The sequence below is a fragment of the Kribbella sp. NBC_00662 genome (genome assembly GCF_041430295.1).
Lineage (GTDB): Bacteria > Actinomycetota > Actinomycetes > Propionibacteriales > Kribbellaceae > Kribbella.
This window is the reverse complement of sequence record NZ_CP109029.1, coordinates 7,760,201-7,786,451: the sequence shown is the minus strand read 5'-3', so window position 1 is coordinate 7,786,451 and position 26,251 is coordinate 7,760,201. Positions and strand designations below refer to the sequence as shown.

The 26,251-nt window shown below is 68.9% G+C and carries 28 protein-coding genes; 22 read left to right on the top strand and 6 right to left on the bottom strand.

Annotated elements, in window-relative coordinates:
* The first annotated feature begins 70 nt into the window (after positions 1-70).
* The 8 genes from rsmD to smc all read left to right on the top strand — a co-directional run bounded on the left by rsmD (position 71) and on the right by smc (position 7,803).
* Positions 71-631 (top strand): 16S rRNA (guanine(966)-N(2))-methyltransferase RsmD, encoded by a 561-nt coding sequence (gene rsmD / locus OHA10_RS38270; RefSeq protein WP_371403675.1) that lies wholly within the window; start codon positions 71-73, stop codon positions 629-631.
* Positions 624-1,094, top strand: a complete 471-nt coding sequence (coaD, locus tag OHA10_RS38265; protein ID WP_371403674.1) for a pantetheine-phosphate adenylyltransferase — start codon at positions 624-626, stop codon at positions 1,092-1,094. The genes rsmD and coaD overlap by 8 nt, the downstream gene beginning before the upstream one ends.
* Positions 1,095-1,223: 129 nt before the next feature.
* Positions 1,224-1,745 carry a DUF177 domain-containing protein gene (locus tag OHA10_RS38260; protein ID WP_233715191.1) on the top strand — a complete coding sequence of 174 codons (522 nt, stop codon included), beginning with the start codon at positions 1,224-1,226 and terminating at the stop codon, positions 1,743-1,745.
* A 62-nt stretch (positions 1,746-1,807) separates the two neighbouring features.
* Positions 1,808-1,999, top strand: a complete 192-nt coding sequence (rpmF, locus tag OHA10_RS38255) for a 50S ribosomal protein L32 (RefSeq protein ID WP_130387616.1) — start codon at positions 1,808-1,810, stop codon at positions 1,997-1,999.
* A 14-nt stretch (positions 2,000-2,013) separates the two neighbouring features.
* Positions 2,014-2,745, top strand: coding sequence for a ribonuclease III (rnc, locus tag OHA10_RS38250; RefSeq protein WP_371403673.1), 732 nt, complete (start codon positions 2,014-2,016; stop codon positions 2,743-2,745).
* Positions 2,746-3,600 (top strand): bifunctional DNA-formamidopyrimidine glycosylase/DNA-(apurinic or apyrimidinic site) lyase, encoded by an 855-nt coding sequence (gene mutM / locus OHA10_RS38245; RefSeq protein ID WP_371403672.1) that lies wholly within the window; start codon positions 2,746-2,748, stop codon positions 3,598-3,600.
* A gap of 188 nt (positions 3,601-3,788) precedes the next feature.
* Positions 3,789-3,944: a hypothetical protein gene (locus OHA10_RS38240; protein WP_233715190.1), complete on the top strand. Its 156-nt coding sequence runs from the start codon at positions 3,789-3,791 to the stop codon at positions 3,942-3,944.
* A gap of 295 nt (positions 3,945-4,239) precedes the next feature.
* Positions 4,240-7,803, top strand: coding sequence for a chromosome segregation protein SMC (smc, locus tag OHA10_RS38235; RefSeq protein ID WP_371408035.1), 3,564 nt, complete (start codon positions 4,240-4,242; stop codon positions 7,801-7,803).
* Here smc and OHA10_RS38230 read toward each other — a convergent pair.
* Positions 7,800-8,123, bottom strand: coding sequence for a nuclear transport factor 2 family protein (locus tag OHA10_RS38230; protein WP_371403671.1), 324 nt, complete (start codon positions 8,121-8,123; stop codon positions 7,800-7,802). The two genes, smc and OHA10_RS38230, sit on opposite strands and share 4 nt — an antisense overlap.
* A gap of 90 nt (positions 8,124-8,213) precedes the next feature.
* On the opposite strand from OHA10_RS38230, the gene OHA10_RS38225 reads away from it, so the two are divergent.
* The 4 genes from OHA10_RS38225 to OHA10_RS38210 all read left to right on the top strand — a co-directional run bounded on the left by OHA10_RS38225 (position 8,214) and on the right by OHA10_RS38210 (position 11,391).
* Positions 8,214-8,852 carry a sigma-70 family RNA polymerase sigma factor gene (locus OHA10_RS38225; RefSeq protein ID WP_371403670.1) on the top strand — a complete coding sequence of 213 codons (639 nt, stop codon included), beginning with the start codon at positions 8,214-8,216 and terminating at the stop codon, positions 8,850-8,852.
* On the top strand, positions 8,849-9,547 hold the full coding sequence (locus tag OHA10_RS38220) for an anti-sigma factor (protein WP_371403669.1): 699 nt from the start codon (positions 8,849-8,851) through the stop codon (positions 9,545-9,547). The genes OHA10_RS38225 and OHA10_RS38220 overlap by 4 nt, the downstream gene beginning before the upstream one ends.
* 31 nt (positions 9,548-9,578) lie before the next feature.
* A complete protein-coding gene (locus OHA10_RS38215; protein WP_371403668.1) occupies positions 9,579-10,673 on the top strand; it encodes a low specificity L-threonine aldolase in 1,095 nt (364 codons plus the stop codon).
* Between the two features lie 157 nt (positions 10,674-10,830).
* Entirely contained in the window at positions 10,831-11,391 is a 561-nt protein-coding gene (locus tag OHA10_RS38210; protein WP_371403667.1) for a dihydrofolate reductase family protein, read from the top strand.
* On the opposite strand, the gene OHA10_RS38205 is transcribed toward OHA10_RS38210, so the two are convergent.
* Both OHA10_RS38205 and OHA10_RS38200 read right to left on the bottom strand, forming a co-directional pair.
* Complete coding sequence (locus tag OHA10_RS38205) at positions 11,384-12,289, bottom strand: M56 family metallopeptidase (RefSeq protein ID WP_371403666.1); 906 nt, start codon at positions 12,287-12,289, stop codon at positions 11,384-11,386. The genes OHA10_RS38210 and OHA10_RS38205 overlap by 8 nt on opposite strands.
* A complete protein-coding gene (locus tag OHA10_RS38200) occupies positions 12,286-12,678 on the bottom strand; it encodes a BlaI/MecI/CopY family transcriptional regulator (RefSeq protein ID WP_371403665.1) in 393 nt (130 codons plus the stop codon). Before OHA10_RS38200 ends, OHA10_RS38205 begins: the two co-directional genes overlap by 4 nt.
* An 82-nt stretch (positions 12,679-12,760) precedes the next feature.
* Between OHA10_RS38200 and OHA10_RS38195 the strand changes: the two genes are divergently transcribed.
* The 7 genes from OHA10_RS38195 to OHA10_RS38165 are packed head-to-tail and all read left to right on the top strand — an operon-like array spanning position 12,761 to position 21,301.
* Positions 12,761-14,164, top strand: coding sequence for a cytochrome ubiquinol oxidase subunit I (locus tag OHA10_RS38195; RefSeq protein ID WP_371403664.1), 1,404 nt, complete (start codon positions 12,761-12,763; stop codon positions 14,162-14,164).
* Between the two features lie 10 nt (positions 14,165-14,174).
* On the top strand, positions 14,175-15,164 hold the full coding sequence (gene cydB / locus OHA10_RS38190; RefSeq protein ID WP_371403663.1) for a cytochrome d ubiquinol oxidase subunit II: 990 nt from the start codon (positions 14,175-14,177) through the stop codon (positions 15,162-15,164).
* Positions 15,161-16,786, top strand: coding sequence for a thiol reductant ABC exporter subunit CydD (cydD, locus tag OHA10_RS38185; protein ID WP_371403662.1), 1,626 nt, complete (start codon positions 15,161-15,163; stop codon positions 16,784-16,786). The genes cydB and cydD overlap by 4 nt, the downstream gene beginning before the upstream one ends.
* A gap of 14 nt (positions 16,787-16,800) precedes the next feature.
* The gene (cydC, locus tag OHA10_RS38180; RefSeq protein WP_371403661.1) at positions 16,801-18,429 is read left to right on the top strand and encodes a thiol reductant ABC exporter subunit CydC; all 1,629 of its coding nucleotides are present in this window, start codon (positions 16,801-16,803) and stop codon (positions 18,427-18,429) included.
* 43 nt (positions 18,430-18,472) lie between these two features.
* A complete protein-coding gene (gene ftsY, locus OHA10_RS38175; protein WP_371403660.1) occupies positions 18,473-19,696 on the top strand; it encodes a signal recognition particle-docking protein FtsY in 1,224 nt (407 codons plus the stop codon).
* A gap of 9 nt (positions 19,697-19,705) precedes the next feature.
* A complete protein-coding gene (locus OHA10_RS38170; RefSeq protein ID WP_371403659.1) occupies positions 19,706-20,080 on the top strand; it encodes a YciI family protein in 375 nt (124 codons plus the stop codon).
* 15 nt (positions 20,081-20,095) lie between these two features.
* Positions 20,096-21,301 carry an RNA polymerase sigma factor gene (locus OHA10_RS38165; protein ID WP_371408034.1) on the top strand — a complete coding sequence of 402 codons (1,206 nt, stop codon included), beginning with the start codon at positions 20,096-20,098 and terminating at the stop codon, positions 21,299-21,301.
* Here the strand turns inward: OHA10_RS38165 and OHA10_RS38160 are convergent.
* Together OHA10_RS38160 and OHA10_RS38155 are read right to left on the bottom strand one after the other, a co-directional pair.
* Positions 21,298-22,266, bottom strand: coding sequence for an asparaginase (locus tag OHA10_RS38160; RefSeq protein ID WP_371403658.1), 969 nt, complete (start codon positions 22,264-22,266; stop codon positions 21,298-21,300). The two genes, OHA10_RS38165 and OHA10_RS38160, sit on opposite strands and share 4 nt — an antisense overlap.
* Before the next feature lie 13 nt (positions 22,267-22,279).
* Entirely contained in the window at positions 22,280-22,855 is a 576-nt protein-coding gene (locus OHA10_RS38155; protein ID WP_371403657.1) for a helix-turn-helix domain-containing protein, read from the bottom strand.
* A gap of 76 nt (positions 22,856-22,931) precedes the next feature.
* Between OHA10_RS38155 and OHA10_RS38150 the strand changes: the two genes are divergently transcribed.
* The 3 genes from OHA10_RS38150 to OHA10_RS38140 are packed head-to-tail and all read left to right on the top strand — an operon-like array spanning position 22,932 to position 25,612.
* The gene (locus OHA10_RS38150) at positions 22,932-23,891 is read left to right on the top strand and encodes an NAD(P)/FAD-dependent oxidoreductase (RefSeq protein ID WP_371403656.1); all 960 of its coding nucleotides are present in this window, start codon (positions 22,932-22,934) and stop codon (positions 23,889-23,891) included.
* Positions 23,892-23,921: 30 nt separating this feature from the next.
* Positions 23,922-24,365: a sigma factor-like helix-turn-helix DNA-binding protein gene (locus OHA10_RS38145; RefSeq protein ID WP_371403655.1), complete on the top strand. Its 444-nt coding sequence runs from the start codon at positions 23,922-23,924 to the stop codon at positions 24,363-24,365.
* On the top strand, positions 24,362-25,612 hold the full coding sequence (locus OHA10_RS38140; RefSeq protein WP_371403654.1) for a hypothetical protein: 1,251 nt from the start codon (positions 24,362-24,364) through the stop codon (positions 25,610-25,612). The genes OHA10_RS38145 and OHA10_RS38140 overlap by 4 nt, the downstream gene beginning before the upstream one ends.
* On the opposite strand, the gene OHA10_RS38135 is transcribed toward OHA10_RS38140, so the two are convergent.
* Positions 25,541-26,218 carry a TetR/AcrR family transcriptional regulator gene (locus OHA10_RS38135; protein WP_371403653.1) on the bottom strand — a complete coding sequence of 226 codons (678 nt, stop codon included), beginning with the start codon at positions 26,216-26,218 and terminating at the stop codon, positions 25,541-25,543. The genes OHA10_RS38140 and OHA10_RS38135 overlap by 72 nt on opposite strands.
* Positions 26,219-26,251 lie beyond the last annotated feature (33 nt).

The following is a 26,251-nucleotide window of genomic DNA, read 5'->3' as shown; positions in this document are numbered from 1 at the left end:
GCTCCCGTTCTTCCCTCGTCGCTGCGGTCGCTTGGCTCCCTCCGCTCCTCAGTCCAGAACGGGAGGCCCCGTGACGCGGATCGTCGGGGGAGCGGCCGGTGGGCGGCGGATCGCCGTGCCGGCGGGGAGTGGGACCAGGCCGACCGCGGACCGGGTGCGGGAGGCGCTGTTCTCGTCGCTGGAGTCGGAGTTCGGCAGCTTCGTCGGACTGGCCGTGCTCGACCTGTACGCCGGATCGGGCGCGATCGGGCTCGAAGCGCTGTCCCGCGGTGCCACGACCGTGCTGCTGGTCGAGTCCGACCGCAAGGCCGCCGAGGTGATCGCGGCCAACCTCAAGGTCGTCGGGCTGCCCGGGGCGAAGCTCGTGACACGCCCGGTCGAGAAGATCACTGCGGGTGAGGTTCCGGCGCGGTTCGACCTGGTGTTCGCGGACCCGCCGTACAAGCTGGAGACCACCGAGCTACAGGACGTGCTGACCGACCTCGCGGCGCGCGAGTGGCTCGCGGACGACGCGGTGGTGGTCGTCGAGCGGGGCAAGCGGGAGCCGTGGGAGTGGCCGGACGGATTCGCCGCGCTACGGGACCGCAAGTACGGCGAGGCCCGGCTTTGGTACGGTCACCGGCATGGCTAAGGCGGTCTTTCCAGGGACCTTCGATCCGCCCACGGTCGGGCATCTCGACATCGTCACCCGGGCGGCCGCCGCCTTCGACGAGCTGATCGTCGCGACCGGCGTGAACCAGTCGAAGAACCGGCTGTTCGGGCCACAGGAGCGGATCGACATGCTCACTGAGCTGATTGCGCCGTTCCCGAACGTCCGGGTCGGCACCTTCGACGGGCTGCTGGTCGACTACTGCCGGGCCGAGGGCGCCGGCGTGATCGTGAAGGGCCTGCGCTCGGCCGCCGACTACGACTACGAGCTGCAGATGGCCCAGCTCAACCGGCGGATGACCGGGGTCGACACGCTGTTCTTCCCGACCGCCCCGGAGAACGCTTTCATCTCGTCCAGCTGGGTCAAGGAGATCGCCCGCCTCGGCGGCGACGTGAGCACGTTCGTGACCCCGGCCGTTCACTCCCGGTTACTGGCGAAGTTCTAGCCTGACCCCGAATTGGGCGCAGCGCCGCGGAGTTGGTAATGTAGAGCACCGGTCTCGACGAGACCGAGTTCTTGCCTGCCCACGCCTGAAAGGTTCGCTCTGAGCGTCTTGGACCCGCGGTCCCCACTCGTGATCGATACGCACGAGCTGACACGCCGCGCCGGGTCCCAACGCGAAGTCACTTTCACGGCGCCGGCGCCGGCAGATCTCGGAATCGACGTGATCGGCGTCCCCGAAGGCGATCCGATCCAGTTCGATCTACGGCTGGAATCGGTGGTCGAAGGGGTGCTCGTCACCGGTACGGCCCGCGGCCGTCTGGTCGGGGAGTGCGCGCGGTGCCTGGTCGATATCGAGGACGAGTTCCTCGCTGACGTCCAGGAGCTGTACGTCTACCCGGAGAGCGAAGCCGAGCCGGACGAGGCCAGCCGGATGGAGGGCGATCTGATCGACCTCGAGCCGGTGCTGAGGGACCAGGTGGTGCTCGCACTACCGTTCCAGCCGCTGTGTACGGACGACTGTCCGGGTCTGTGCCCCGACTGCGGGGCACGCCTGGCGGACGAGCCCGGCCATCAGCACGAGGACGGTGTCGACCCGCGCTGGGCCGCCCTCGGCGGTCTGCTCCAGACCGACGAACCACCGCAGCACAACTGAACACCAACGTCAGCTAGCCGGCCGGGTCCACCAGCCCCCGGCCGAACCGAGGAGTCATAACCGTGGCCGTTCCGAAGCGGAAGATGTCGCGCAGCAACACCCGTAGCCGCCGGGCCCAGTGGAAGACCACTGCCCCGTCGCTGGTGACCTGCGTGAACCCCGCCTGCCGCGCGAAGCACCTGCAGCACACCGTTTGCCCCAACTGCGGCCAGTACGGCGCCAAGGGCGAGCGTCGCCAGGTCGTCGAGAGCTAAACGGCACCAACCCAGTGAACTCTGCCAACGAAACGGGGCTCTACGCCGAGCTGAACCAGCGGCTCGGCGTATCGCTGGCTGACGAATTGCTGGAGCACGCCTTCACCCACCGCTCGTACGCGTACGAGAACGGCGGGTTGCCGACGAACGAGCGGCTGGAGTTCCTCGGGGACTCCGTGCTCGGCGTCATCGTCACGGAGTCGCTGTTCCGGAATCACCCGGACCTGTCCGAGGGCCGGCTGGCCAAGCTACGGGCCGCGGTGGTCAACATGCGTGCGCTCGCGGGTGTCGCCCGCGAGCTCAAGCTCGGCAAGTACCTGCGGCTCGGACGCGGCGAGGAAGCCACCGGCGGCCGGGACAAGTCGTCGATCCTGGCCGACTGCGTCGAGGCACTGATCGGCGCCGTCTACCTGGACCGCGGGTTCGAGACCGCGGGCATGGTCGTGCACCGGCTGTTCGACGACCTGATGGAGTCGTCGGCCCGGCTCGGCGCCGGCCTGGACTGGAAGACGTCGCTGCAGGAACTGGTCGCCCAGCTCAGCGTCGGCGTCCCGGAGTACGTCATCGCCGAGTCCGGACCGGACCACGCGAAGACGTTCGAGGCCCGGGTCCGGATCGGCACCGACACGTACGGTCACGGCATCGGCCGGAGCAAGAAGGAAGCCGAGCAGCAGGCCGCCGAGACCGCCTGGAAGGCCCTGCGCGCGGCGCATCCCGACAGCACGGACCCCTCGCAGCAGCCCTAGGTGCCCGAGCTTCCCGAGGTAGAGGTCGTCCGCCGGGGTCTGGCGGAGTTCACCACCGGCCGCACCATCGACGCGGTCGAGGTGCTGCATCCCCGCCCGGTACGGCGTCATGCCGCCGGACCGGACGACTTCGTGGCCCGGCTCAAGGGTCAGGTGTTCACCGAGCCGGCCCGCCGCGGGAAGTACCTGTGGCTCCCGCTGGCGTCCGGGGACGCCGTCCTCACCCACCTCGGGATGAGCGGTCAGTTCCGGGTCCAGCCGGTCGGGGCGCCCGACGAACCGCATCTCCGGGTCCGGTTCCGCTTTGCGGACGACCGCGGAGAGGTCCGTTTTGTGGACCAGCGGATGTTCGGTGGTCTGTCGTACTCCGAGGGCGGCGCCGAGCTGCCCGCCGAGATCGCCCACATCGGCCGGGATCCGTTCGATCCTCTGTTCGATCCGGACCTGGCGACCGCGAAGATCCGGCGCCGCAGGACCGGGTTGAAGCGGGCGCTGCTGGACCAGACCGTGGTCAGCGGGATCGGCAACATCTACGCCGACGAAGCGTTGTGGCGGGCCAAGCTGCACTACGCGCGGGCCACCGAAACGCTGAAACCCGTGCAAATCAAGGGGATCCTGCACCAGGCCCACGAGGTGATGGCCGAGGCGCTGAACGTTGGTGGCACCAGCTTTGACGCGCTTTACGTCAACGTCAACGGGGAATCCGGGTACTTCGAACGCGGCCTGAACGTCTACGGGCAGGAGGGATCGCAGTGCCCCCGGGACGGCCGGCCGATCCGTCGCGAGCCGTTCATGAACCGTTCGTCGTACCGGTGCCCGAAATGTCAGCCGGTTCCGCGCCATGTTCGCTGGTGAGCGAGGTATCGTTAATAAACGTGGCCCAGGTTGACCCGTCGCCCCCGCCGGTGTCACCCTGAAAGACGGCACACATTTTCAGCGCTCCTTCATGACCAGGACCTGGAGCGCACCCGGCCAGAACCCTTCCGGAGGACAGCACAATGGCCAAGGCTCTTCTAGGGCATCTTGGAGGCACTGACCCGCGCATGCTCGAGCAGGTTCGTCTGCTCAACCGGCGTGTCGCCGACCTGGAGGCGCACGTGATGCGTCTGCAGGCAGAGAACGACCACCTCGTCGCACAGATTCACGAGGGTCGCCTGCTGACCGTCGACGAGGCTCTGCGCGCCCCCGCTTCGGTCTGAGGACCCTAGCCGCGACAAGAGAGAACTGCATCTCGACCGTCCGCACAACCACGGCGGTGGCCCCCGTCCGGGCCTCCGCCGACTGCGTTCTGGACAAGCCTTTTAGACAAGCACCGCATGTTCAAATTCTGTTGCCCTTGCAGTCGGCCCCTTCTTCACCGGTCGGCCTCCACAAGTTCACGCGCATCTGTTTGTAGACTGCGCAGCGGAACTACTTCCCCCGGGTAGCGGCACGAGCAGTTACGACGGTTCCTTAGGTATCGTCTGTCCTTTCACGGGTTTGGAGAGCTTCGCCTTGTACCTGAAGAGCATGACGCTCCGGGGATTCAAGTCGTTCGCGTCCGCGACGACGATGAACTTCGAACCAGGCATCACCTGCATCGTCGGACCCAACGGCTCCGGCAAGTCGAACGTCGTCGACGCACTGGCCTGGGTGATGGGTGAGCAGGGCGCGAAGTCGCTGCGCGGCGGCAAGATGGAGGACGTCATCTTCGCCGGCACCTCCGGCCGCGCCCCGCTCGGGCGCGCCGAGGTGGTGCTCACCATCGACAACACCGACGGCGCGCTGCCGATCGAGTACGCCGAGGTGACGATCAGCCGGACGATGTTCCGCAACGGCGGGTCCGACTACCAGATCAACGGCCAGAACTGCCGCCTGCTCGACGTCCAGGAACTGCTCAGCGACTCCGGTATCGGCCGCGAGATGCACGTCATCGTCGGCCAGGGCCAGCTCGACTCGATCCTGCGCGCCACGCCCGAGGGCCGGCGCGGGTTCGTCGAGGAGGCCGCCGGCGTCCTGAAGCACCGCAAGCGCAAGGAAAAGGCGATCCGGAAGCTGGAGGCCACCGAGGGCAACCTCCACCGGCTCGGGGACCTGATCGCCGAGATCCGCCGCCAGTTGAAGCCGCTCGGACGCCAGGCGGAGGTGGCGCGCCGGGCGGTGACGATCCAGGCAGAGGTCCGGGACGGTCGCGCACGGCTGCTCGCCGACGACATCGTCCAGGCCCAGTCCGCGCTCGAGGCCGAGCTGCGGGACGAGGCCGCACTGACCGAGCGCCGGTCCGAGACCGAGGCGAAGCTGCGCGAGGCCCGCGAGCTGGAGGCCGAGCTCGAGGACGCGCTCCGCGAGGACGCCCCGGCTCTGCAGGCCGCCCAGGACACCTGGTACCAGCTGTCCGGCTTCGGCGAGAAGATCAAAGGCACGGCGCGGATCGCGGCGGACCGGATCCGCTCGCTCAACGACGAGGCCGACGACGGCCCGCGCTCCGGCAGGGATCCCGAGGAGCTCGAGCTCGAAGCGGCCCGGGTCCGCGAGACCGAGGCGCAGATCGAGGCCGAGGTCGAGGCCCACTCCGAGCTGCTCGCCGAGTCCGTCGAGCGCCGCCAGCAGCTGGAGTCCCAGGAGGCCGAGGAGGAGCGCCGGATCTCCGCGCTGATCCGGGCCGCCGCCGACCGCCGTGAGGGTCTGGCCCGGCTGACCGGCCAGGTGAACGCGCTGAAGAGCCGCGCGGCCGCCGCCGAGTCCGAGATCGGCCGGCTCGCCAGCAACATGCACGAGGCCGAGGTCCGCGCCGCCAAGGCGCAGCACGACTTCACGGCCCTGGAGACCCAGGTCGCCGGGCTGGACGCCGGCGAGAAGGGGCTCGACGACCAGTTCGAGGCCGCCCAGGCCGTTCTCGACGAGATGGACGAGCGGCTGGCGAAGCTGCGGGCGGAGGAGCGTGACGCCGAGCGCGAGCGCACCGGTCTGGCCGCGCGCAAGGAAGCGCTCGAGCTCGGCCTGAACCGCAAGGACGGCGCCGGCGCCCTGCTCGCCGCCTCCGAGCAGGTCAACGGCCTGATGGGCTCGGTCGCCGCACTGCTGAGCGTCCGCTCCGGGTACGAGACCGCCATCGCGGCCGCCCTCGGCGAGGCCGCTGACGCGGTCGCCGTCACCCATGCCGACGCCGCACTGGAGGCGGTCGGGCATCTGAAGCAGCACGACCTCGGCCGCGCCGGGATGCTGCTCGGTGACGCTCCCGCCGACGACTACTCGATGTGGCCGGTCCTGCCGTACGGAGCGTCGTACGCTGTCGACGTCGTGGACTGCCCGGAGACGCTGCGGCCCGCGTTGCGGCGGCTGCTGCGCAAGGTCGCCGTGGTGGACGACGTACCGGCGGCGCAGTCTCTCGTGCGGAACCTGCCCGACGTCACGTGCACGACGCGCGCGGGTGACGTGCTGGGTGCGCACTTCGCGTACGGCGGGTCGGATGCGGCGCCGAGCCTGATCGAGGTGCAGTCCGCGGTCGACGAGGCCTCGGAGAAGCTGCTCGAGGCGACGGCGCGGAGCGAGCGGCTGCGGTTCGAGCTGCAGGGGCTGGAGGACGAGCGGGCTCGGCAGAAGGAGTCCGTCGAGATCACGCTGGCCCGGCTGCACGAGTCCGACGCGGCCATGGCCGCAGTGGCTGAGCAGTTGGCGCACTTCGGGTCGCTGGCGAAGGCATCTCGTGGTGAGGCGCAGCGGATGGCCGAGGCGATCGCTGCGGCCGAGGAGGAGCGCGACAAGAACCTGTCCGGCCTGGCCGAGCTCGAAGAGCGGCTGATGGACGCCGAGGCGTTCGAGGACGACGGCGACGAGCCGGACACGTCGGAGCGCGACCGGCTGGCCGAGGCGGCCAAGGCTGGGCGTGCGGCCGAGATGGAGGCGCGGCTAGCGCTGCGAACCACCGAGGAGCGGGCCCGCGCGCTGTCCGGCCGGGCCGACTCGCTGGAGCGTGCTGCCCGTCAGGAGCGCGAGGCGCGGGCCCGGGCGATCGCGCGGGCGGCGCGGCGTGCGCGGCAGGCAGACGCGGCGCAGGCCGTGCACCTGGCCGCTGGTCACGTGCTGGCCAGGCTGGAGTCTTCGCTGCAGCAGGCGGCGGCCGAGCGGTCGGCGATCCAGGCGCAGCGGGCCGACCGGGAGCAGGCGCTCTCGCAGGCCCGGTCCGCGACCCGGAACCTGAGCTCCGAGCTGGAGCAGCTCACGAACACCGTCCACCGGGACGCGCTGGCCCGGGCCGAGCAGAAGATGCGGCTCGAGCAGCTGTACGAGAAGGCGCTGGGCGAGCTCGGTATCGAGGTCGAGGCGCTGGTCACGGAGTACGGACCGGACCAGCTGGTGCCCCCGCTGCCCAAGGACGGTGACGACGGCACTCTGGAGCTCGAGGGCGAGCCGTTCGACCGGGCCAAGGTGGAGAAGCGGCTGAAGCAGGCGGAGCGGGCGCTCAACCAGCTCGGCAAGATCAACCCGCTCGCGCTCGAGGAATTCGACGCGATGGAGGAGCGGCACCGCTTCCTGTCCGAGCAGCTCGACGACCTGAAGAAGTCCCGCCGCGACCTGATGGACATCGTCAAGGAGGTCGACGAGCGGGTCGAGCAGGTCTTCACCGAGGCGTACCGCGACGTCGAGATCGCGTTCGAGCACGTGTTCAGCCGGCTGTTCCCGGGTGGTGAGGGCCGCCTGGTCCTGACCGACCCCGACGACATGCTCGGCACCGGCATCGACGTCGAGGCCCGCCCGCCGGGCAAGAAGGTGAAGCGGCTGTCGCTGCTGTCCGGCGGTGAGCGTTCACTGGTCGCGGTCGCGTTCCTGGTGGCGCTGTTCAAGGCCCGCCCGTCGCCGTTCTACATCCTCGACGAGGTCGAGGCCGCGCTCGACGACACCAACCTGGGCCGCCTCCTGGAGATCTACGAAGAGCTCCGGGAGAACAGCCAGCTCCTGGTCATCACCCACCAGAAGCGCACCATGGAGGTCGCCGACGCGCTGTACGGCGTCACCATGCGCGGCGACGGCGTCTCCTCGGTCATCTCCCAGCGGATCCGCGAACCCGAACCCGTCTAGGCCGTGATCGTCATCGAGGCGAGTTGGTCGTCGGCGATGGCGAAGGTGAAGTGGGACGGGCCGTTGAAGCCCTTCCCACCGACCTGGGTGAGGATCGTCAAGGGGTTGCCGGAGACGGTGACCTGGGTATCGGTGAAGGTGGCTTGCTTGCCGATCAGCTCGTTCTGACTCCAGGAGCGGATCTGGTCGGGACCGCGGAACTCCCGGCCCCAGTCGTTGACGTAGCCGTCCGGGGCGAAGGCTGCCACGAACGCGTCGTTGTCCTGTTCGTCGATCGCGGTGAGTGCGCGCTGGACCGCTGCTGGGATCTCCTGACTCATGCCGGTGACGATAACCCTCCCGGTTGAACCTGTCCGTCGATCCGTACGTATGGCGGGGTGACGGACGGTCGACCTAGGAAGGTTCCGGCAATGGCGGTGGCTGAGTCGGCGTGTGCTGCCGGTATCAGCGCTCCCGGCATCAGCGCTCCCGGCATCAGCATGGTGTGGGCGCCTGCTGATGCCGGTATCGTGCGGTCGGTGGGTGACACCCCAGGGCCGCAGGACGCCGAGACGCTGATCCGCACGCTGTACGCCGAACACGGGCGCAGTCTGCTCGCCTACGCGACCCGCCTCACCGGAGACCGGGCTGCCGCCGAGGACGTCGTACAGGAGACTTTGGTCCGGGCCTGGAAGCACGCCGGCGACCTGACCACCGGCAGAGGGTCGGTGCGGGGCTGGCTGCTGACGGTGGCGCGCAACATCGTCACCGACCGAGCCAGGGCCCGGGCGGTGCGCCCTGCCGAGGTGGCAGACGTGGTGGACAAGCCGCCGGTCCAGAGTGACCACTCCGAGTCCGTGGTGAACACCATGGTCGTGATGGACGCCCTGGACAAGGTGTCGCCCGAGCACCGTGAAGTACTCGTGCAGCTCTACTACCGCGGGCGGTCCGTGGCAGAAGCTGCCAAGGAGCTGGGTGTCCCACCCGGTACCGTGAAATCGCGTTCGTACTACGCCCTCCGAGCTCTGCGCGCGGTGATGGCCGGAACAGAAGCGGAGGTGTCCCGATGAACGAGCATGACCGTACGCAACTCGGCGCCTACGCGTTAGGTGCTCTGGAACCCGGAGAGGTCGCCGAGGTGGACGAGCACCTGGCCACGTGCGCGGAGTGCCGCGCTGAGCTGGCCGAGCTCGAGGAGATGAAGGAGTTCCTCGGTGAGGTGCCGCCGGAAGCCTTCCTGGAAGGCCCGCCGGAGGGCGGTGACTTGCTGCTGCAACGCACGCTGCGCGAGGTCCGTGAATCGGCGCCAGAGCCCGTCGTCGTCGCGGCTCCGGCCAAGCGCCGCAGCTCGCGCTGGCTCATGGTGGCCGCCGCATTCGTTGCGGTCGCCGGGGCCCTGGGCGGTGGCGTTGCACTCGGCCGGTCCACGGCACCGCCGCAGGCGACCGAGCCCGCCGCGGGCTACAAGGAAGTCAGTGCGACCGATACGACCACTGGCGCCAGTATGGCGACGACGGTCGAGCCGCGAACGGGCTGGAGCTGGGTGCAGGTGCAGGTCAAGGGCCTGACGGCAGGGGACCAGTGTCAGCTCCTCGTCACCGACAAGGCCGGCAAGATGTGGACGGCGGGCAGTTGGGTCGTGTCGGAGAAGGCCGCGAAGAACGGCAGTACGTTCGGCGGCGGTGTGCTGGTGCCGCTGGATCAGGTGCAGTCCGTGGAGATCAGAACGCTGCAGGGGAAGCACGTCGTCACGACAACGATCTGAAAGTAGTTGCGGGACACGAGAGGATGGGGCCGTGGCTACAACTACCTCAGAGGACCTGCGGGAGCGCCGGAAGAACGCGGCGGACAACTGCGAGCGCTGGCTCGGCACCCGGCGGGTGCCGGCACCGGATCGGCTACAGCGGCTCGCGGAAGTCGCCACGGACGACCTCGCCGACATGTACGGCAACGGCGGCGAGGTCGCGGCGCTGGAGCAGGAGGTAGCGGATCTGCTGGGCAAGCCGGCAGCAGTGTTCCTGCCGACCGGCATCATGGCGCAGCAGAGTGTGCTCCGCGTGTACGCCGACCGCGCGGGCACGAGTCGCGTCGCAGTGCACGGGCTGTCTCACCTCCTGGTGCACGAGCTGAACGCGCTGGAAGAGGTGCACCACCTGAGGATCGAGCGGCTGACGTCAGATCCGCGCCAGCCCCGGCCCGACGAGCTGGCTGCGATCCCGGGCAAGTTGGCCGCGGTCACGTTGGAGCTGCCGCTGCGCGATGCCGGGTACGTTCTGCCGACCTGGGACGAGCTGGTCGTCTTCTCCGAGTACTGCGCCGAGCGCGGCGTACCGCTGCACCTGGACGGCGCGCGCCTGTGGGAGAGCACGCCGTACCTCGAGCACAGCCTGGCGGAGATCGCTGCACTGGCTTCGACTGTCTACGTGTCGTTCTACAAGGTGCTCGGCGGCATCAGCGGTGCTGCGCTGGCCGGGCCTGAGGACGTCATCGCCGAAGTACGCCGGTGGCAGCGCCGGCTCGGCGGCAATCTCTTCTCGCTCTTCCCGTACGCCGTCTCCGCGCGCGACGGTCTGCGGACGGTGCTCCCGCTGATGGACGACCTGCATCAGCGCGCGGTAGAGGTCGCAATGGCCTTGCAGAGCGAGGGTTTCCGCGTCTTCCCGGAGCCGCCGCACACCAACTCGTTCCGTCTCTACGCACCCCGTGCCGCGGACGCCATCGAGCGGACGGCGGTCGAGCGGATGGAGCGGACCCGTGAGGCGTTGTGCGCGCCGTGGCAGCCGGCCGACGTACCAGGGTGGTCCTGGATCGAGGTCGTGGTGACGCCGCATTCGCTGACCTGGCAGGTCGACGAAATCGCCAAGGCGTTCGGGGAACTTCTGACGCGTTGAGAGCGTCAGGCCTTGTGTTGGGTGTGGGATGTGGGGATTCGGGGAGAGAAGTGCTGACGTTCGTTGTAACGATGGTTGTTCTGCTGGTTCTGTCGGGCCTGGTACTGCTGGCTGTGGCAAGGGGAGAGGGTAAGTACTTCGGGTAGTGTCGCGGGACATGAGGCGGCTGATCTTCCAGGAGTACGTGACGCTGGACGGCTACGCTGCCGGGCCTGATGGTGGACTGGAGTTCTTCGACTCCATCGCGGGTCAGGCAGACGACGACAATCTCCAATTGCTCGAGAGCATCGACACGATGCTGCTCGGTTCTGAGACGTACAAGCTGTTCGCGGGGTACTGGCCGACCGACGCGTCGGCCGACCAGCCGATCGCGCCGAAGCTGAACTCGCTGCGTCTGGTCGTCGTGTCGACCAGGCTGGAGACTGCGCCGTGGGGATCCTACGAACCGGGGCTGGTGGTCCGTGACCTCGACGGTGTGCGCGCGCTCAAGGCCGAGGACAGCGGCAAGGACATCATCCTGTGGGGCAGCATCACGCTGTTCCAGTCGTTGCTGCGCGCCGGACTGGTCGACGAGGTCCAGCTGCGCATCTGCCCGATCCTGCTCGGTGCGGGGAAGAGTGCGTTCCCCAGTGGCGAGTCGCCGGTCCGGCTGGAGCTGATCGAGGCGCGCCCGTGGGCGAACGGCGGCGTACTGGTGCGATACCGGCCGGCTAGCTGACGGCGTCCACGATCGCCTTCACGATCGGGGCGGCGATGGTGATCGTCGGCAGGACCAGGAGCGTGACTGCCCCGGCGTACGTCAGTGTGGCGAGCACGCGCTCATCAGGAGCGGGGTCGGCGAGCCGTTCGACCCGGAGGACTGTGGCGGACTTGGCTGCAGCCAGTGCCGCTTCGGGCGCCGGTGAGCCGGCCAGCGCGACCAGTGCGCGGGCCAGTGGTCGTGGACCGTTCCGCCGACGTGCGTCGTCGTCAGCCAGCAATTCCACCAGGGTCCGAGCCTGCTCCAGCGCGACGTCGCTGCGCACCCAGCGTGGGAACGCGTGGTGTAACGCGGTGAACTCCTCCAGCACCAGATCATGACGTGCTCGGAGATGTGCTTGCTCATGTGCCAGCACTGCCTTCAGTTCGCTGTCGTCCAGCCGGTCCAGCGCACCGACCGACACAACGACCCGGGCGCCGCGCAGCGCGGGTAGGCAGTAAGCGAGCGGAGTCTCCTCGGCCAGCACTCGCAGTCCGGGGATCAGTCCGTCCGGAGTGGCCAGTACGTCGACCAGATCGCGGTGCCGTTTGCGACGGGCTCTCGTACCGATTGCCACTCGTCCGACCGCCCAGAGCAGTCGCACCACGACCAGTGCGGTCATCGCGAGGATCAATGCTGCCACGAGGTCCCGCGGCGACGACGGATCGAACTTCGGCGTACCAGGCTCGCCCGCGATCGAGTACGAGAGCGCTATGCCGGCACCCAGTGCGGCCAGTACGGCGGCCAGCGCGATCGCCTGCCAGAGGATGACTGCCGCGCGGGGGACCCGATAGGGCCAGTCGGAGCGAGCCAGTACGGCCGGTGCCGGGCCGGTCAGGACGAGCGCGAGGACGGCCAGCAGGACCGGGGTGATCACCCCGCCCGCTCCTGGCTGTCGAGCCGGGACAGGGCCTCGCGCAGGAGTGCTGCTTCCTCGTCGGAGACCTGGCCGACGAAGCGGACCAGTGCCTCTCGGCGGTCGCCGGCGCGGTCGAGCGCGTCGCGCATCAGATCGGCGGCGAGCTCCTCACGTGGTGCGGCGGCGCGGTAGCGCCAGGCCTTGCCGTCGCGCTCGCGGTCGGTCAGCTTCTTCTTCGCCAGCCGGTCCAACACGGTCATCACGGTGGTGTACGCGAGGTCCCGGGTGCCGGCCAGCTGCTCGTGCACCTCGCGCACGGTCAACGCCGTCGGCGCAGCCCACAGCTGCTCCATCACGAGCCGCTCCAGGTCACCGAGCGGCCGTGGTGCTTTGTCCTCACTCGCCACGTGACCAGTATAACTACACGTCGTAGTAGATCCGCGCTAGCATCTACTACGACACGTCGTAGATGGCTGGGGAGGCCTTCCGATGGACACGCTGGATCTGGCCCGGTGGCAGTTCGCGATCACCACCGTGTACCACTTCTTCTTCGTGCCGGTGACGATCTCGCTGGTCGCGATCACGGCCGGCCTGCAGACCGCGTGGTACCGCACCGGCAAGGAGAAGTACCTGCGGCTGACCAAGTTCTACGGGAAGCTGTTCCTGATCAACATCGCGATGGGTGTGGTCACCGGCCTGGTGCAGGAGTTCCAGTTCGGGATGAACTGGAGCGACTACTCGCGGTTCGTCGGCGACGTGTTCGGCGCCCCGCTCGCGCTCGAGGGCCTGCTGGCGTTCTTCCTCGAGTCGACGTTCATCGGGCTGTGGATCTTCGGCTGGGAGCGACTGCCTCGACTGGTGCATCTGGGCTGCATCTGGATGGTCGTGCTCGGCACGCAACTGTCGGCGTACTTCATCCTCGCGGCGAACTCGTGGATGCAGAACCCGGTCGGCTTCCGCTACAACGCGGCTCGGGGTCGCGCGGAGTTGACGGATCTGTGGGCGGTGCTGACCAACAAGGTCGTGCTGGTGACCTTCCCGCACACGATCTTCGCCGCGTTCATGGTCGGCGGCGCGTTCGTCGCGGGCGTCGCGTTGTGGCATCTGATCCGGCGGCCGCTGGTGGACAAGGACGTGTTCCGGTCGGCGCTGAAGATCGGCGCCTCGGTGGTGCTGGTGGCCAGCGTGGGCGTTGCGATCAGCGGGGACCTGCAGGGCAAGGTGATGACCGAGGTGCAGCCGATGAAGATGGCCGCGGCCGAGGCGCTGTACGAGACCGAGAAGCCGGCGTCGTTCTCGGTCTTCACCGTCGGCACGCTGGACGGTTCGAAAGAGATCTTCTCGATCAAGCTGCCGTACCTGCTGTCCTTCCTGGCCACGGGCCACTTCGACGGTGAGGTCAAGGGCATCAACTCGCTGCAGGACGCGTACGAGCAGCTGTACGGCCCGGGGTCGTACAAGCCGAACATCCCGCTGACCTACTGGACGTTCCGGCTGATGATCGGTGTCGGGATGCTGTCTGCGGCGGTGGCGTTGTGGCTGCTGTGGACGACGCGCCGCGGTCGAGCACCAGCTCCCTGGTTGATCTGGCTGGCAGCCCCCTTGCCGCTGCTGCCGCTGATCGCGAACACCTTCGGCTGGATCTTCACCGAGACCGGGCGGCAGCCCTGGCTGGTGTTCGGGTTGTTGCCCACGGCATCGGGTGTGTCACCCAGCACGACGAGCGGCGAGGTGATCACGTCACTCGTCGGGTTCACCCTGCTGTACGGCGCGCTCGCGGTCGTCGAGACCAAGCTGATGCTGCGGACCATCCGCGGCGGGCTGGCCGGGACCGACGATCCACCCGAGGTCTCGCCGGACCAGCCCGACAAACCACTGTCGTTCGCGTACTGAGGGGCTCGAGATGGAACTGACGACGGTGTGGTTCATCGCGATCGCGATGCTGTGGACCGGGTACTTCGTGCTCGAGGGTTTCGACTTCGGTGTCGGGATGCTGTTCGGCTTCCTCGGCCGGAACGAGCCCGAACGCAAGGCGGCGATCACCACGATCGGGCCGGTCTGGGACGGCAACGAGGTCTGGCTGATCATGGCCGGCGCGGCGACCTTCGCGGCGTTCCCGGAGTGGTACGCGACGCTGTTCAGCGGTTTCTACCTGCCGCTGTTCCTGATCCTGGTCGGGCTGATCGTCCGCGGTGTCGCGCTGGAGTACCGCGGCAAGCGCGACGATCCGGGCTGGCGCGGGCGAATGGATCTCATGATCACGATCGGCTCGCTGCTGCCGGCGCTGCTCTGGGGCGTTGCCTTCGGCAACATCGTGCGCGGCGTACCGCTGGATGCCGATCACGAGTACGTCGGCAGCTTCGGGACGCTGCTCAACCCGTTCGCGTTGCTCGGCGGGCTCACCTTTGTGGCGGTGTTCGTGACACACGGCGCGATCTTCCTCGCGCTGCGCACCACCGATGACCTGCGTGTCCGCGCCAACCGGCTGGCCACGCGCACCGGCGTTGTCGCCGCAGTGCTCACGATCGCCTTCCTGGCCTGGGCGCAAGCACTGCGCGGCGACACCATCTCGATAGTCGTCACGATCGCGGCCGTGGTCGCGTTCGCCGGCGGACTGGTGGCGAACCTGTTGCGCCGCGAGGGCTGGGCCTTCATCGGTACGACGGTTGCCATCGGACTGGCCGTCGTGTCGTTGTTCATCGCGCTGTTCCCGGATGTGATGCCGTCGACGCTCGACCCGGGATCGACGCTGACCGTGGTCGAGGCGGCGTCCTCGTCGTACACGTTGAAGGCGATGACGATCATCACGGCGATCTTCTTCCCGCTGGTGCTGCTGTACCAGGGCTGGACGTACTGGGTGTTCCGGAAGCGTGTGATGGTGGCGGCGTCGTGAAGCCGCTCGACCCGCGGTTGCTGCGGAGGGCCCGGGGCGCTCGGGTCTTCCTGGTGGCGTCAGTACTGATCGGTGTCGCCAGTGGCGTGCTGATCGTCGTACAGGCCGTTCTCCTGGCGCATGGCATCACAGGCGTCGTACTGCGGGGCAGCGGGGTGGCCGGCGTGGCGCTGGGGTTGGCGGTGGTGGTTGCGGGGCGGGCGTTGCTGGTGTGGATGCAGGAGGTGGTCGCGCAGCGCGCTGCGGCGGCGGTGAAGTCGACGCTGCGACGGCAGGTGCTGGAGCACTCGCTGAAGCTCGGACCGGTGTGGCTGAGCGGTGAACGCAGCAGTGCGCTGACAACCCTGCTCACCAAGGGACTTGACGATCTGGATCCGTACTTCGCCCGCTACCTGCCGCAGCTGGTCCTGGCGTCGACAGTGCCTGCCGGAGTGATCGGCTGGATGGCGACGGGTGATCTGATCGCTGCCGGGACAGTGCTGGTCACACTGCCGTTGATCCCGATCTTCATGGCGCTGATCGGTTGGGCGACGCAGGCGCGCAGCCGGCGGCGTCAACACGCGCTGGCGGTGCTGGCTCATCACTTCGCCGATGTGGTCGGCGGACTGACCACGCTGAAGCTGTTCGGACGCGCGAAGGCCCAGGAGTCCGCCGTACGTCGGGTGACCGATCAGCACCGTGCCGCGTCGATGGGGAGTCTGCGGTTGGCGTTCCTGTCGTCGTTCGCGCTGGAGCTGCTGGCGAGTATCTCGGTGGCGTTGGTTGCCGTCGGCGTCGGTCTGCGGCTCGTCGACGGGAAGCTGGGGCTGGAGACGGCGTTGATGGTGCTGATCCTGGCGCCGGAGGCGTACCTGCCACTGCGGCAGGTCGGTCTGCAGTTCCATGCGAGTGCGGACGGGGTGGCGGCGAGCGAAGATGTGTTCCGCGTGCTGGAGACGCCGTTACCGGTGCGGGGAGACCGGACCGATGTGCCTGATCTGCGGGTGAGTCCACTGCAGCTGTACGACGTGACAGTGCGGTACCCGGACCGGGACGAGCCGGCGCTGGACGGGTTCGACCTGGAGCTGCGGCCGGGGGAGGTCGTGGCGCTGACCGGACCGAGTGGTGCCGGCAAGTCGACGGCTCTGGCGGTCTTGCTCGGTTTTGTCGAGCCGGAGCGCGGTGTGGTCGTGGCTGGTGGCAGTGCGGCCGATGAGTTCGATCCGGCAGAGTGGCGGCGGCAGTTCGCGTGGGTGCCTCAGCGTCCCGGGCTGCGGCTCGGCACCGTCGCGGACAACGTCCGGCTGGGCCGCCCGACCGCCTCGGACGACGAGGTCCGCCTGGCTCTCCTCACCGCAGGCGCCGGCGAGCTCGCGTTGGACAAGCCGGTCGGTGAGCAAGGCCAACTCCTGTCCGGCGGTCAGCGACGCCGTGTCGCCCTGGCCCGCGCACTGCTCACAGACGCTCCCGTACTCCTCCTGGACGAACCCACCGCAGGCCTGGACCCAGACGCCGAAGCAGCCGTCATCACCGGCCTCCGCTCCACCGGCCGCACGGTCCTCATGGTCGCCCACCGCCCGGCCTTGATCGCCGCCGCGGACCGAACAGTCTCCGTCGGAGCACGAGAGCTGGTGAACGCATGACGAGTATGTCGGGCATGGACGTGCGACCTCAACAGGCGTGGCAACTCGTGCGACCGGAGGCCAAGGTGCGTTGGCGGCTTCTGCTCGCGCTCTTGTTGGGGGTTGCTGCAGCAGGCTCGGCTGTCGCCTTGCTGGCTACGTCTGCCTGGCTCATCACCGCTGCCTCAGCTCAGCCGCCTGTGCTGCTGTTGCTGGTCCCGATCGTCGCCGTGCGGGCGTTCGGCGTGGGCCGGGGTGTCTTCCGGTACGTCGAGCGCCTGGTCGGGCACGACGCCGCCTATCGGGTCCTGGGCGAGACGAGGGCCCGCATCACCGGCCGGCTGGAGAAGATCGCTCCGCTCAGCTCCCACCGGCAGGGCGACCTGCTGGCGCGGCTCGTGCTCGATGTGGACGCAGTCCTCGACCTCTGGCTGCGCGTACTCCTGCCGGTCGCCATCGCAGCCGTCACAGCAGCCGCGACGGTAGCCCTCCTCGCTCTCCTCCTTCCAGCAGCCGGCGCAGCAGTCGCGCTAGCAGTCCTCATCGCCTGCACCGTCGTACCGTGGCTGACCGCCCAGACCGCCCGGCGAGCCGAGCGCAACATCGCCGGCGCCCGCGGCGATGTCGCAGCCACCACCACCGAGACCCTACTCACCGCAGCCGACGTACTCGCGTACAACGCAGTCGACGCCGTTCTGGACGATTTCTCCCGCCGCGACGCCCGTCTCGCAGCCGCCGAACGCCGCTCCGCCTGGAGCACCGGTCTCGGCAGCGCCCTCCTCGTCCTCTGCATCGGCGGTGCCAGCATCGCCGCTCTGCTCCTCGGCAGTACGGCGAACATCACCGGCGCAGTCTTCGCAGTACTGGTCCTCACCCCGCTCGCACTGGCTGACGTCCTCGGCGGCATCCCGGCCGCCGCCCAACTAGCCATCCGAGTCCGAGCCTCACTAGGCCGCGTCCAGGAACTCGTGGACACCCCGGACCCGGTGACCGAGCCGACCGACCCACTCCCGCTCCCAGCCGGCCGAGACCTACAGGTGAAGCTGCTGCGCGTCGGGTACGACGACACCGACGTGCTGGACGGTCTCAGCCTGGACATGCCCGCCGGTAGCCGCGTGGTGATCACCGGGCCGAGTGGTTCGGGTAAGAGCACGCTGGCCGCAGTACTGCTGCGGTTCCTCGAGCCGCGCGGGGGAGAGGTGCTGCTGGACGGCGTGGACCTGGCCAGGCTCGAAGGCGACCAGGTGCGGTCGGTCGTCGGCCTGCTGACCCAGGAGAGCCACGTCTTCGACACGAGCATCCGGGAGAACCTGCTCCTCGCAAAGCCGGGTGTCAGCGACCTGCAGCTGTGGAAGGCGCTCTATCGCGCCCGGCTCGGGGTCTTCGTGGAGAAGCTGCCGGACGGCCTCGACACCATGGTCGGCGAGCACGGTGCCCGGCTCTCCGGTGGCGAGCGCCAGAGGCTCGCGTTCGCGCGGCTGCTGCTCGCCGACCGCGACGTCCTCGTCCTGGACGAGCCGACCGAGCACCTGGACGAGGAGACCGGCCGGGCGTTGCTCGCCGACCTGTTCGCGGCGGCCGGCGACCGGACCGTCGTACTGCTCACGCACCGGCCTGAGCTGGTGCCTCCTCACGTACCGCGACAACTGGTTTGCCTGACGTGACAAATGCGGGCGGCGGGCCGGGTGTCTGTCAAGATGGGGAACCGTGTTGACCCCATTGCTTGTCCCGCTCCTGACAGACCAGGCTCTGATCACGATCGTCGTCGTGATCGCGGTCGTCCTCGTCGTCGGTACGACCGGTCTGGTCGTCGCCCGGCGGCGCCGCTCCGAGCTGCCCGCGGCCACCAAGCCGGCCGTGGAGGCACCGGAGCCGAAGGTCGGTGAGGACGCCGAGGAACCCCGGGACACCCCGACCCGGACGCTGGAGGACGCGGAGCTGCCGGAGGCGGAGGTGCCGGCGGGGGAGGTGCCGGCGGGGGAGACCGCGCCCGCCGCGACGCTCGAGAAGCCTGAGTCCGCACAGGGCCGGCTGGTCCGGCTGCGGGCCCGACTGGCGCGTTCCCAGGGCTCGCTCGGCAAGGGGCTGCTCGCGCTGCTGTCGCGCGACAAGCTCGACGAGGAGGCGTGGGAGGACATCGAGACCACGCTGATCACCGCTGACGTCGGTGTCGCGCCGACGCAGGAGCTGGTCGAGAAGCTGCGCACCCGGATGCGCGTGGAGGGCGTCGGCGCCGCACAGGCCCGGGAGATTCTCCGCGAGGAGCTGGTCGCCCTGGTCGACCCCTCGATGGACCGGTCGCTGAAGGCGAGCCGGAAGGACGGCCAGCCCGCCGTCATGCTGATGGTCGGCGTGAACGGCACCGGCAAGACCACGACCGTCGGCCGCCTGGCCCGCGTACTGATCGCGGAGGACAAGCGCGTCGTGCTCGGCGCCGCCGACACGTTCCGTGCGGCCGCCGCGGATCAGCTGCAGACCTGGGGTGAGCGGGTCGGCGCCCGTACGGTGCGCGGCCCGGAGGGTGGAGACCCGGCGAGCATCGCGTTCGACTCGGTCAAGGAAGGGATCGCGGAGGACGCGGACGTCGTACTCGTCGACACGGCCGGCCGTCTGCACACCAAGACCGGTCTGATGGACGAGCTCGGCAAGGTCAAGCGCGTCATCGAGAAGACGGCCGAGGTGGACGAAGTCCTGCTGGTCATCGACGCCACCACCGGTCAGAACGGTCTCACCCAGGCGCGGGTGTTCGCAGAGGTCATCGACGTCACCGGACTGGTCCTGACCAAGCTGGACGGTACGGCCAAGGGCGGCATCGTGATCGCGGTGCAGCGGGAGCTCGGCGTACCGGTGAAGCTGGTCGGTCTCGGCGAGGGACCGGACGACCTGGCCCCGTTCGACGCCGAACAGTTCGTTGATGCGCTGCTCGAATGAGGAGATGAGATGACCAAGTTCATGCTGCTGGTGAACATGGACGGCGGTAACTGCGAGACGCCGATGCTGGAGTGGGACGAGGCCGACATGAAGGCCCACATGCAGTTCCTGACCGACCATCTGGAGCGGCTGCGCCAGAGCGGCGAGCTGGTCGAGGAGACCGCGCTGACCTGGCCGTCGCACGCCAAGGTGGTGCGGGCCGCCAGCGTGAGCGCGCCGGTGCTGACCGACGGGCCGTACGCCGAGTCCAAGGAGGTCCTGGCCGGGTACCAGATCGTCGACGTCGAGTCGGAGCAGCGGGCGATCGAGATCGCCGCGGAGCTGTCCTCGGCGCCGGGCCCAACGGCGTACCGATCGAGCAGCCGATCGAGATCCGCCGGGTGATGGAGTCGGAGGCAGATCTCCACGACTTCTGACCCGGATCACGGCCTCGAGGACCTGCTGCGCGAGCTGACGCCGCAGGTCCTCGGCGCGGTCGTGCGCTGGTCCGGTGACTTCGCGGCGGCCGAGGACGCGGTCCAGGAGGCGCTGCTGGCTGCCGCGACGACCTGGCCGCGGGACGGTCGCCCGGACAAGCCGAAGGCCTGGCTGATCCAGACGGCCTCGCGCCGGCTGATCGACGAAGTACGGCAGGAGCAGGCGCGCCGGCGCCGCGAGGAGCGCGCCGCACTGCGAGAGGTGCCCGGCGGGGAGACCGAGGAGCACGACGACACGCTCCGGCTGCTGTTCCTGTGCTGCCACCCCGCGCTCACCCCGGCCTCGGCGATCGCGCTGACGCTGCGGGCGGTCGGCGGTCTGACCACGGCCGAGATCGCCACGGCGTACTTGGTGCCTGAGGCAACCATGGCGCAGCGGATCAGCCGGGCCAAGCAGAAGCTGAAGAGCGCCAGCTTCGAACTGGACGCCGACCCGGACCGGCTGCGCAACGTGCTGCATGTCCTGTATCTGATGTTCAACGAGGGTTACACGAGTACTAGCGGCCCCGAGCTGCACCGCAGCGACCTGTCCACCGAGGCGATCCGGCTGACCCGAGCAGTACGCGCCCAGCTCCCCGGCGACGGCCAGGTGGCCGGATTGCTCGCCCTGATGCTGCTGACCGACGCCCGCCGCGCAGCGCGGACCGGTAAGAACGGGGAGCTCATCCCGCTGGCAGAGCAGGACCGGTCGCTGTGGGACCACGACCACATCGCCGAAGGCGTGGCACTGGCGGTCGAAGCGTTCGGGACGCCGCCACTGGGTGAGTACCAGATCCAGGCCGCCATCGCCGCACTGCACGACGAGGTGGATCGCGCCGAGGACACCGACTGGCCACAGATCCTTGCGCTGTACGGGCTCCTCGAGGACCTGTCCGGCAACCCGATGGTGAAGCTCAACCGCGCGATCGCGGCCGCCATGGTGGATGGCGCCGACGCCGGTCTGAAGCTCCTCGAACCACTGGACGACGAGCTCGCCGGCCACTACCGCCTCGACGCCACCCGCGGGCACCTCTACGAGATGCGCGGCGACCACGAGACCGCCGCCGAACACTTCCGTGCGGCGGCCCGTGGTACGACGAGCCTGCCCGAGCGGGACTACCTGATGACGAAGGCCGCCTCGCTCAGCTAGACGTACTGCGCGAACGCCGCGGCGATGTCGTCATCCGTTGCCAAGAGCAACCGAAGCAGCACCCGCGCCTTGTACGGATCAAGGAATCCGCCGTCGATCAGGCCGCGCTGCAACAGATCGGTCTCCGAGCCGGGGGAGTGGTACGTGTTGCGGACGACCGAGCCGGCGCCGGTGCGTGACGTGAGGACGACCGGCATCCGGGCGGCGAGGTCGCCGAGCACGGGGGCGAGTGCGGCCGGCACGTGCCCCACGCCGTACCCAGCGACGACCAGCCCCTGATGTGTGTCGGCCAGTCCCTGCAAGAGCAGGCCGTCGTCGTCCATGGTGAGTGTGTAGAGCGCCACCTTCAGGTTGTCGAGCTCCGCGGGCTCGGCGCTGCCCTGCACGCCGTCCAGCCGGAGCGGGCGGGTGAGGACGCTGACCCGGTCCTCGACGACGTGGCCGATCGGTCCGGTGTTCGGTGACACGAACGTCGCCGTACTCGTGCTGTGGGTCTTGCGGACCCAGCGCGCGGCGTGGATCTCGTCCTTGAACACGACCAGTGCGCCCAGGTCGCGCGCCGCGGGGGAGCAGGCGACGCGCAGCGCGGCCAGGAGGTTGGCGGGTCCGTCGGGACCGGCCAGCGTCGGGTTGCGCATCGCACCGGTGAAGACGAGCGGCTGCGGGTGCGGCCAGACCAGGTCCGCGAGGAACGAACTCTCCTCGAGGGTGTCGGTGCCTTGTGTGACCACGGCACCCGCCGCGCCGGCGGTGACGGCCTTCGAGGCGGCGTCGACGACCTCGAGGACCTTGGCGGCGGTCAGGTTGGCGCTGGGGATCTTCTCGATGTCCTGGATCTCCACCGGGTGACCGAGCCCGGACGGCCCCGTCAGTCCGGGCATCGCCGCGGTGAGGTCGTCACCGGTCAGGCGCTGGGTGCCTGCCATCGAGATCGTTCCACCCAACGTGAACAACGCGACGCTCACTACGAGTCTCCTGTCATGTGGTGCGGGCTCTGACGTGCATCCGCTCCCCCTGCGGGCCGTAAAGACATAGCACCTCGGTCGGTCCAGGACCGGGATTGGCGAACCAGTGCGGCACCCGGCAGTCGAACTCGGCCACCTCACCCTCCTTCAGGATGAAGTCCTTGTCGCCGAGCTTCAGCCGGACCCGACCGGACAGCACGTACAGCCAGTCGTAGCCCTCGTGCGTCTTCTGCACCATGTCGTTGCCCGGATACCCCTCCGGCAGGATCTGCTTGAACGCCTGCAGGCCGCCCGGCCGCCGGCTCAGCGGGATGTGCACCGTGCCGTGACGGTTGATCGGCTTCGCGTAGATCCGCGGGTCACCCGTCGGCGGCGCATCCACCAGCTCGTCCAGCTGCACCTGGTGCGCCCGGGCGAGCGGCAGCAGCAGCTCCAGCGTCGGCCGCCGTTGACCGGACTCCAGCCGGGACAGCGTGCTGACCGAGATGCCGGTTGCCTCGGACAGCTGGGCCAGCGTCGTCCCGCGCTCGACCCGCAGCGCCCGCAGCCGCGGTCCGACCGACTCGAGGACGTCCTCATCGTTTGCCATACCGGCAACATTACTTGTCGAAAATGAAAATCACCACGCATCCTCGGATCACACCCTGAACAGAGGAGTCCGAGCTATGACGAAGTACGACGTGATCGTGATCGGCGGCGGCGCCGCCGGCCTGAGTGGAGCGCTGGCCCTGGTCCGGTCACGCCGCTCGGTGCTGGTGGTCGACGACGGTACGCCGCGCAACGCGCCCGCGGAGGGCGTGCACAACTTCCTGACCCGCGACGGCACGCCGCCGGGCGAGATCTACGCGCTCGGCCGCGAGGAGGTCATCGGGTACGGCGGTGAGGTCGCCGAGGGCACTGTGACGACTGCCCGCCGCGACGACGACGGCTTCACGGTCGAGCTGGCCGACGGTACGACGTACCGGAGCCGGCGGCTGCTGGTGACGACCGGGCTGACCGATGTGCTGCCCGACGTACCCGGACTGGCCGAGCGGTGGGGGATGGACGTGATCCACTGCCCGTACTGCCACGGCTGGGAGGTGCGCGACCAGGCGATCGGAGTACTCGCGACCAGTCCGATGGCGCTGCACCAGGTGCAGCTGTTCCGGCAGTTGAGTGATGACGTGACGCTGTTCCTGCACATGGCGCCGGAGCCGACAGACGACCAGTGGGAGGAGCTCGCTGCGCGCGGAATCTCCGTAGTACAAGGAAAGGTCGAGCAGATCGAGGTATCGGGCGACCGCATCACCGGAGTACGGCTGGAAGGCGGCAAGGTCATTCCGCGGCAGGCACTGGCGATCCAGACCACTGTGCGCGCCCGGGCCGGCTTCCTGGCCGATCTGGGCCTGGAGCCGACGCTGATCGAGAACAACGGCATCGAGATCGGTACTGCGGTCCAGGTCGACGCCATGGGTGCGACCGAGGTGCCCGGTGTGTTCGCGGCCGGAAACGTCACCAATCCGATGGCGCAGGTGATGCCGTCTGCTGCCGCGGGGCTGATGGCGGGTGCCGGGATCAACTTCGACCTGATCACCGAGGAGACCCGTCTGGCTCGATCACGCACTGGCTCTGGCCGCCTGGAGTAGTTGAGGAGTTGAATAGAGGGGGGAGGGTGGATGCGCGACACGGTCGACCCGGATTTCGCCTCGTTCGTGGATGCACGACAAGGCAGATGGCTCCGTACGGCGTACCTGGTGTACGGCGACCTTGAACGAGCCGAGAAGTTGCTGTTGCGCGCGTTCACGCAGCTGTCGCTGCAGTGGACCAGGGTCGACGACCCGGACGCGTTCGTGCAGCGGGTGCTGTACCTGCCGGCTTTGAAGCCGTGGAACCGGGCGCCGGCCTTCCCCGACGAGGACGATCAGGTGAAGGCCGCACTGGGCGAGCTGACGCCCGCACAGCGCACAGTGTTCGTCCTGCTGCACGTCGAGGAGCTGACCGAGTTCGAGGTGGCCGATCTGCTCGGGATGTCGCAGACCGCAGTCCACGCGCACGGTCTGACCGCCTTCGGCCGGTTCCGCGCGGCGCTGGGCGCGGGGGACTGGCGTGATGCCCAATGAGGCGTGAAGACGTCCCGCCGCTGCTGTTCCAGGCAGCCGACGAACTGCCCGAACCGGACCTGGCCGACGCGGCCTGGGCTGCCGGCCTGAGGGTACGACGTCGCCGGAAGCGCGCCGTTCTGATCAGCGCGCTGGTCGTACTCGTCGCACTGCTCGTCGTCTCGATCACGATCGAGGTGGGCTCGGGCGGCAACGCGGACATCACACCTCCGAACAGGCTGTTCAACACCGCCGCACCCGAGGCCGTCGAACCGGCCGGGCAGATCGCCGGTCTCGACTTCTGGCTGGCCCCGCCGCCTGGCAGCGAGAAGTTCCTGGACCGGCTCGACACTCCACTCGGTGATCGACTGGAGCTACCCGGCAAGGTCCATTCGCTGGCCAAGAACAAGCTCGACCGCGTCGCCGCCGTCGTACTCGCGAAGAACGGCGATGTGTACGTGCCGCTGCTGCTCGGCCGCGACTCGTCCTGGTCGCAGGCAGCGGTCGAACTGGCAGCGGTCGACGGCCGCCCGCCGCTGAGCCCCGGTGCGGTGTCACCCGACGGCAGCGTCGTTGCCTTCCCGCAGCCCGGTCACCTCGTCACGGTCAACGCTTCGACGGCCCAGATCTCGCAGTACCCCTTGCCGGCCGGTGACTTCCGCAGCGTGTCCTGGCTCGAGGATGCGCAGCGGATCCTCGTCAGCGGGCCGGGTGTCGCCTATCGCGTGCTGGTCGGTGAGGGCGGTGATGGTGAGCTGCCCGTTGCACGCATCGAAGGGTCGAACGACCCGGAGGCGGTGACTGCGCCGTTCCGGCTCGAGGCCGGTCACGTGGATCGCTACCTGGTCAGCGGCCAGTGGACGGAAGACAACACGTTCAGGCTGCCGGTCCAGTCGTGGGTGGGCCAGACGTTCTCGTCGGACGGCGGTGTGGCGAGGCTGTTCGTCGCCAGCAAGCTCCCGCAGGTCCCGACGCTGGTCTCGCAGCCACAGGGCGTGGCCGTCATCTCCACGTTCCGGTCGCTGCCCAGCCGGCTGCTGATGCTGGGCGAGCCGTTCATGGGCTCGGGTCGTACACCCAGAGCGGCGGACCTCGCTGAGGTCCGCCAGCCCGGCTGTTGCGCGGTACTGGGCTGGTACGACGAGCAGAACCTACTGGTAGAGGTCCGAGGCTGGGTCTTGGCCTGGGACCTCTACTCAGGACGGGTCCGGCGCGTTACCGAACTCGCGGTCGGCGAGCTGGCTCTCGGGCCCGGTGTGCGGCCATGAGCCGCTCCAGTCGTCCAGGATGGCCCGCAGGGTGACGTCGGCCAGGCGCTCGGCGTCCTCCGGCGGCGGCATCGGACGCCCGGTCAGCGCCCGGACGACGAAGACACCTGCCATCCACTCCACCATCAACACTGCGTCCGCGGTGCCGCGGATCCGTTCTCCCCGGGATCTGGCCCGGTCCAGTGCGGCCTCGGTCAGCTCGATCCGCCGGTCCAGGACGTCCCGGTAGATCTGCGCGGACCGCTGGTCGCGGTTCGCCTCGGCGACTGCGAGGCGGATCAGTGCGAGTCCCCTTTCACTGTTGGCGAAGGCCAGTGCGGTCCGGTAGACCTCCAGCAGGTCGCCGGCGATCGAGCCGGTGTCCGCATCCGGTATCTCCAGGTCGAACAGGTCGGCCATCGCGTCGTTGGCGAGCAGTTCCTTGCTGGCCCATCTGCGATAGATCGTCGCCTTGCCGACCCCCGCGGCCTCGGCAACGTCGTCAACCGTCATTCCGTCGAATCCCCGCTCCAGCAGCAGCTGCACGGCGTACCGGCGGATCCTCGGCTCCGCCTCCGGGTCCCGTGGTCTGCCGCGGCGCGGCCTCACCCCGTAGATCGGCTCCATTTCTACGTCCCCAGCTAAGACGGGTGCAGTGGC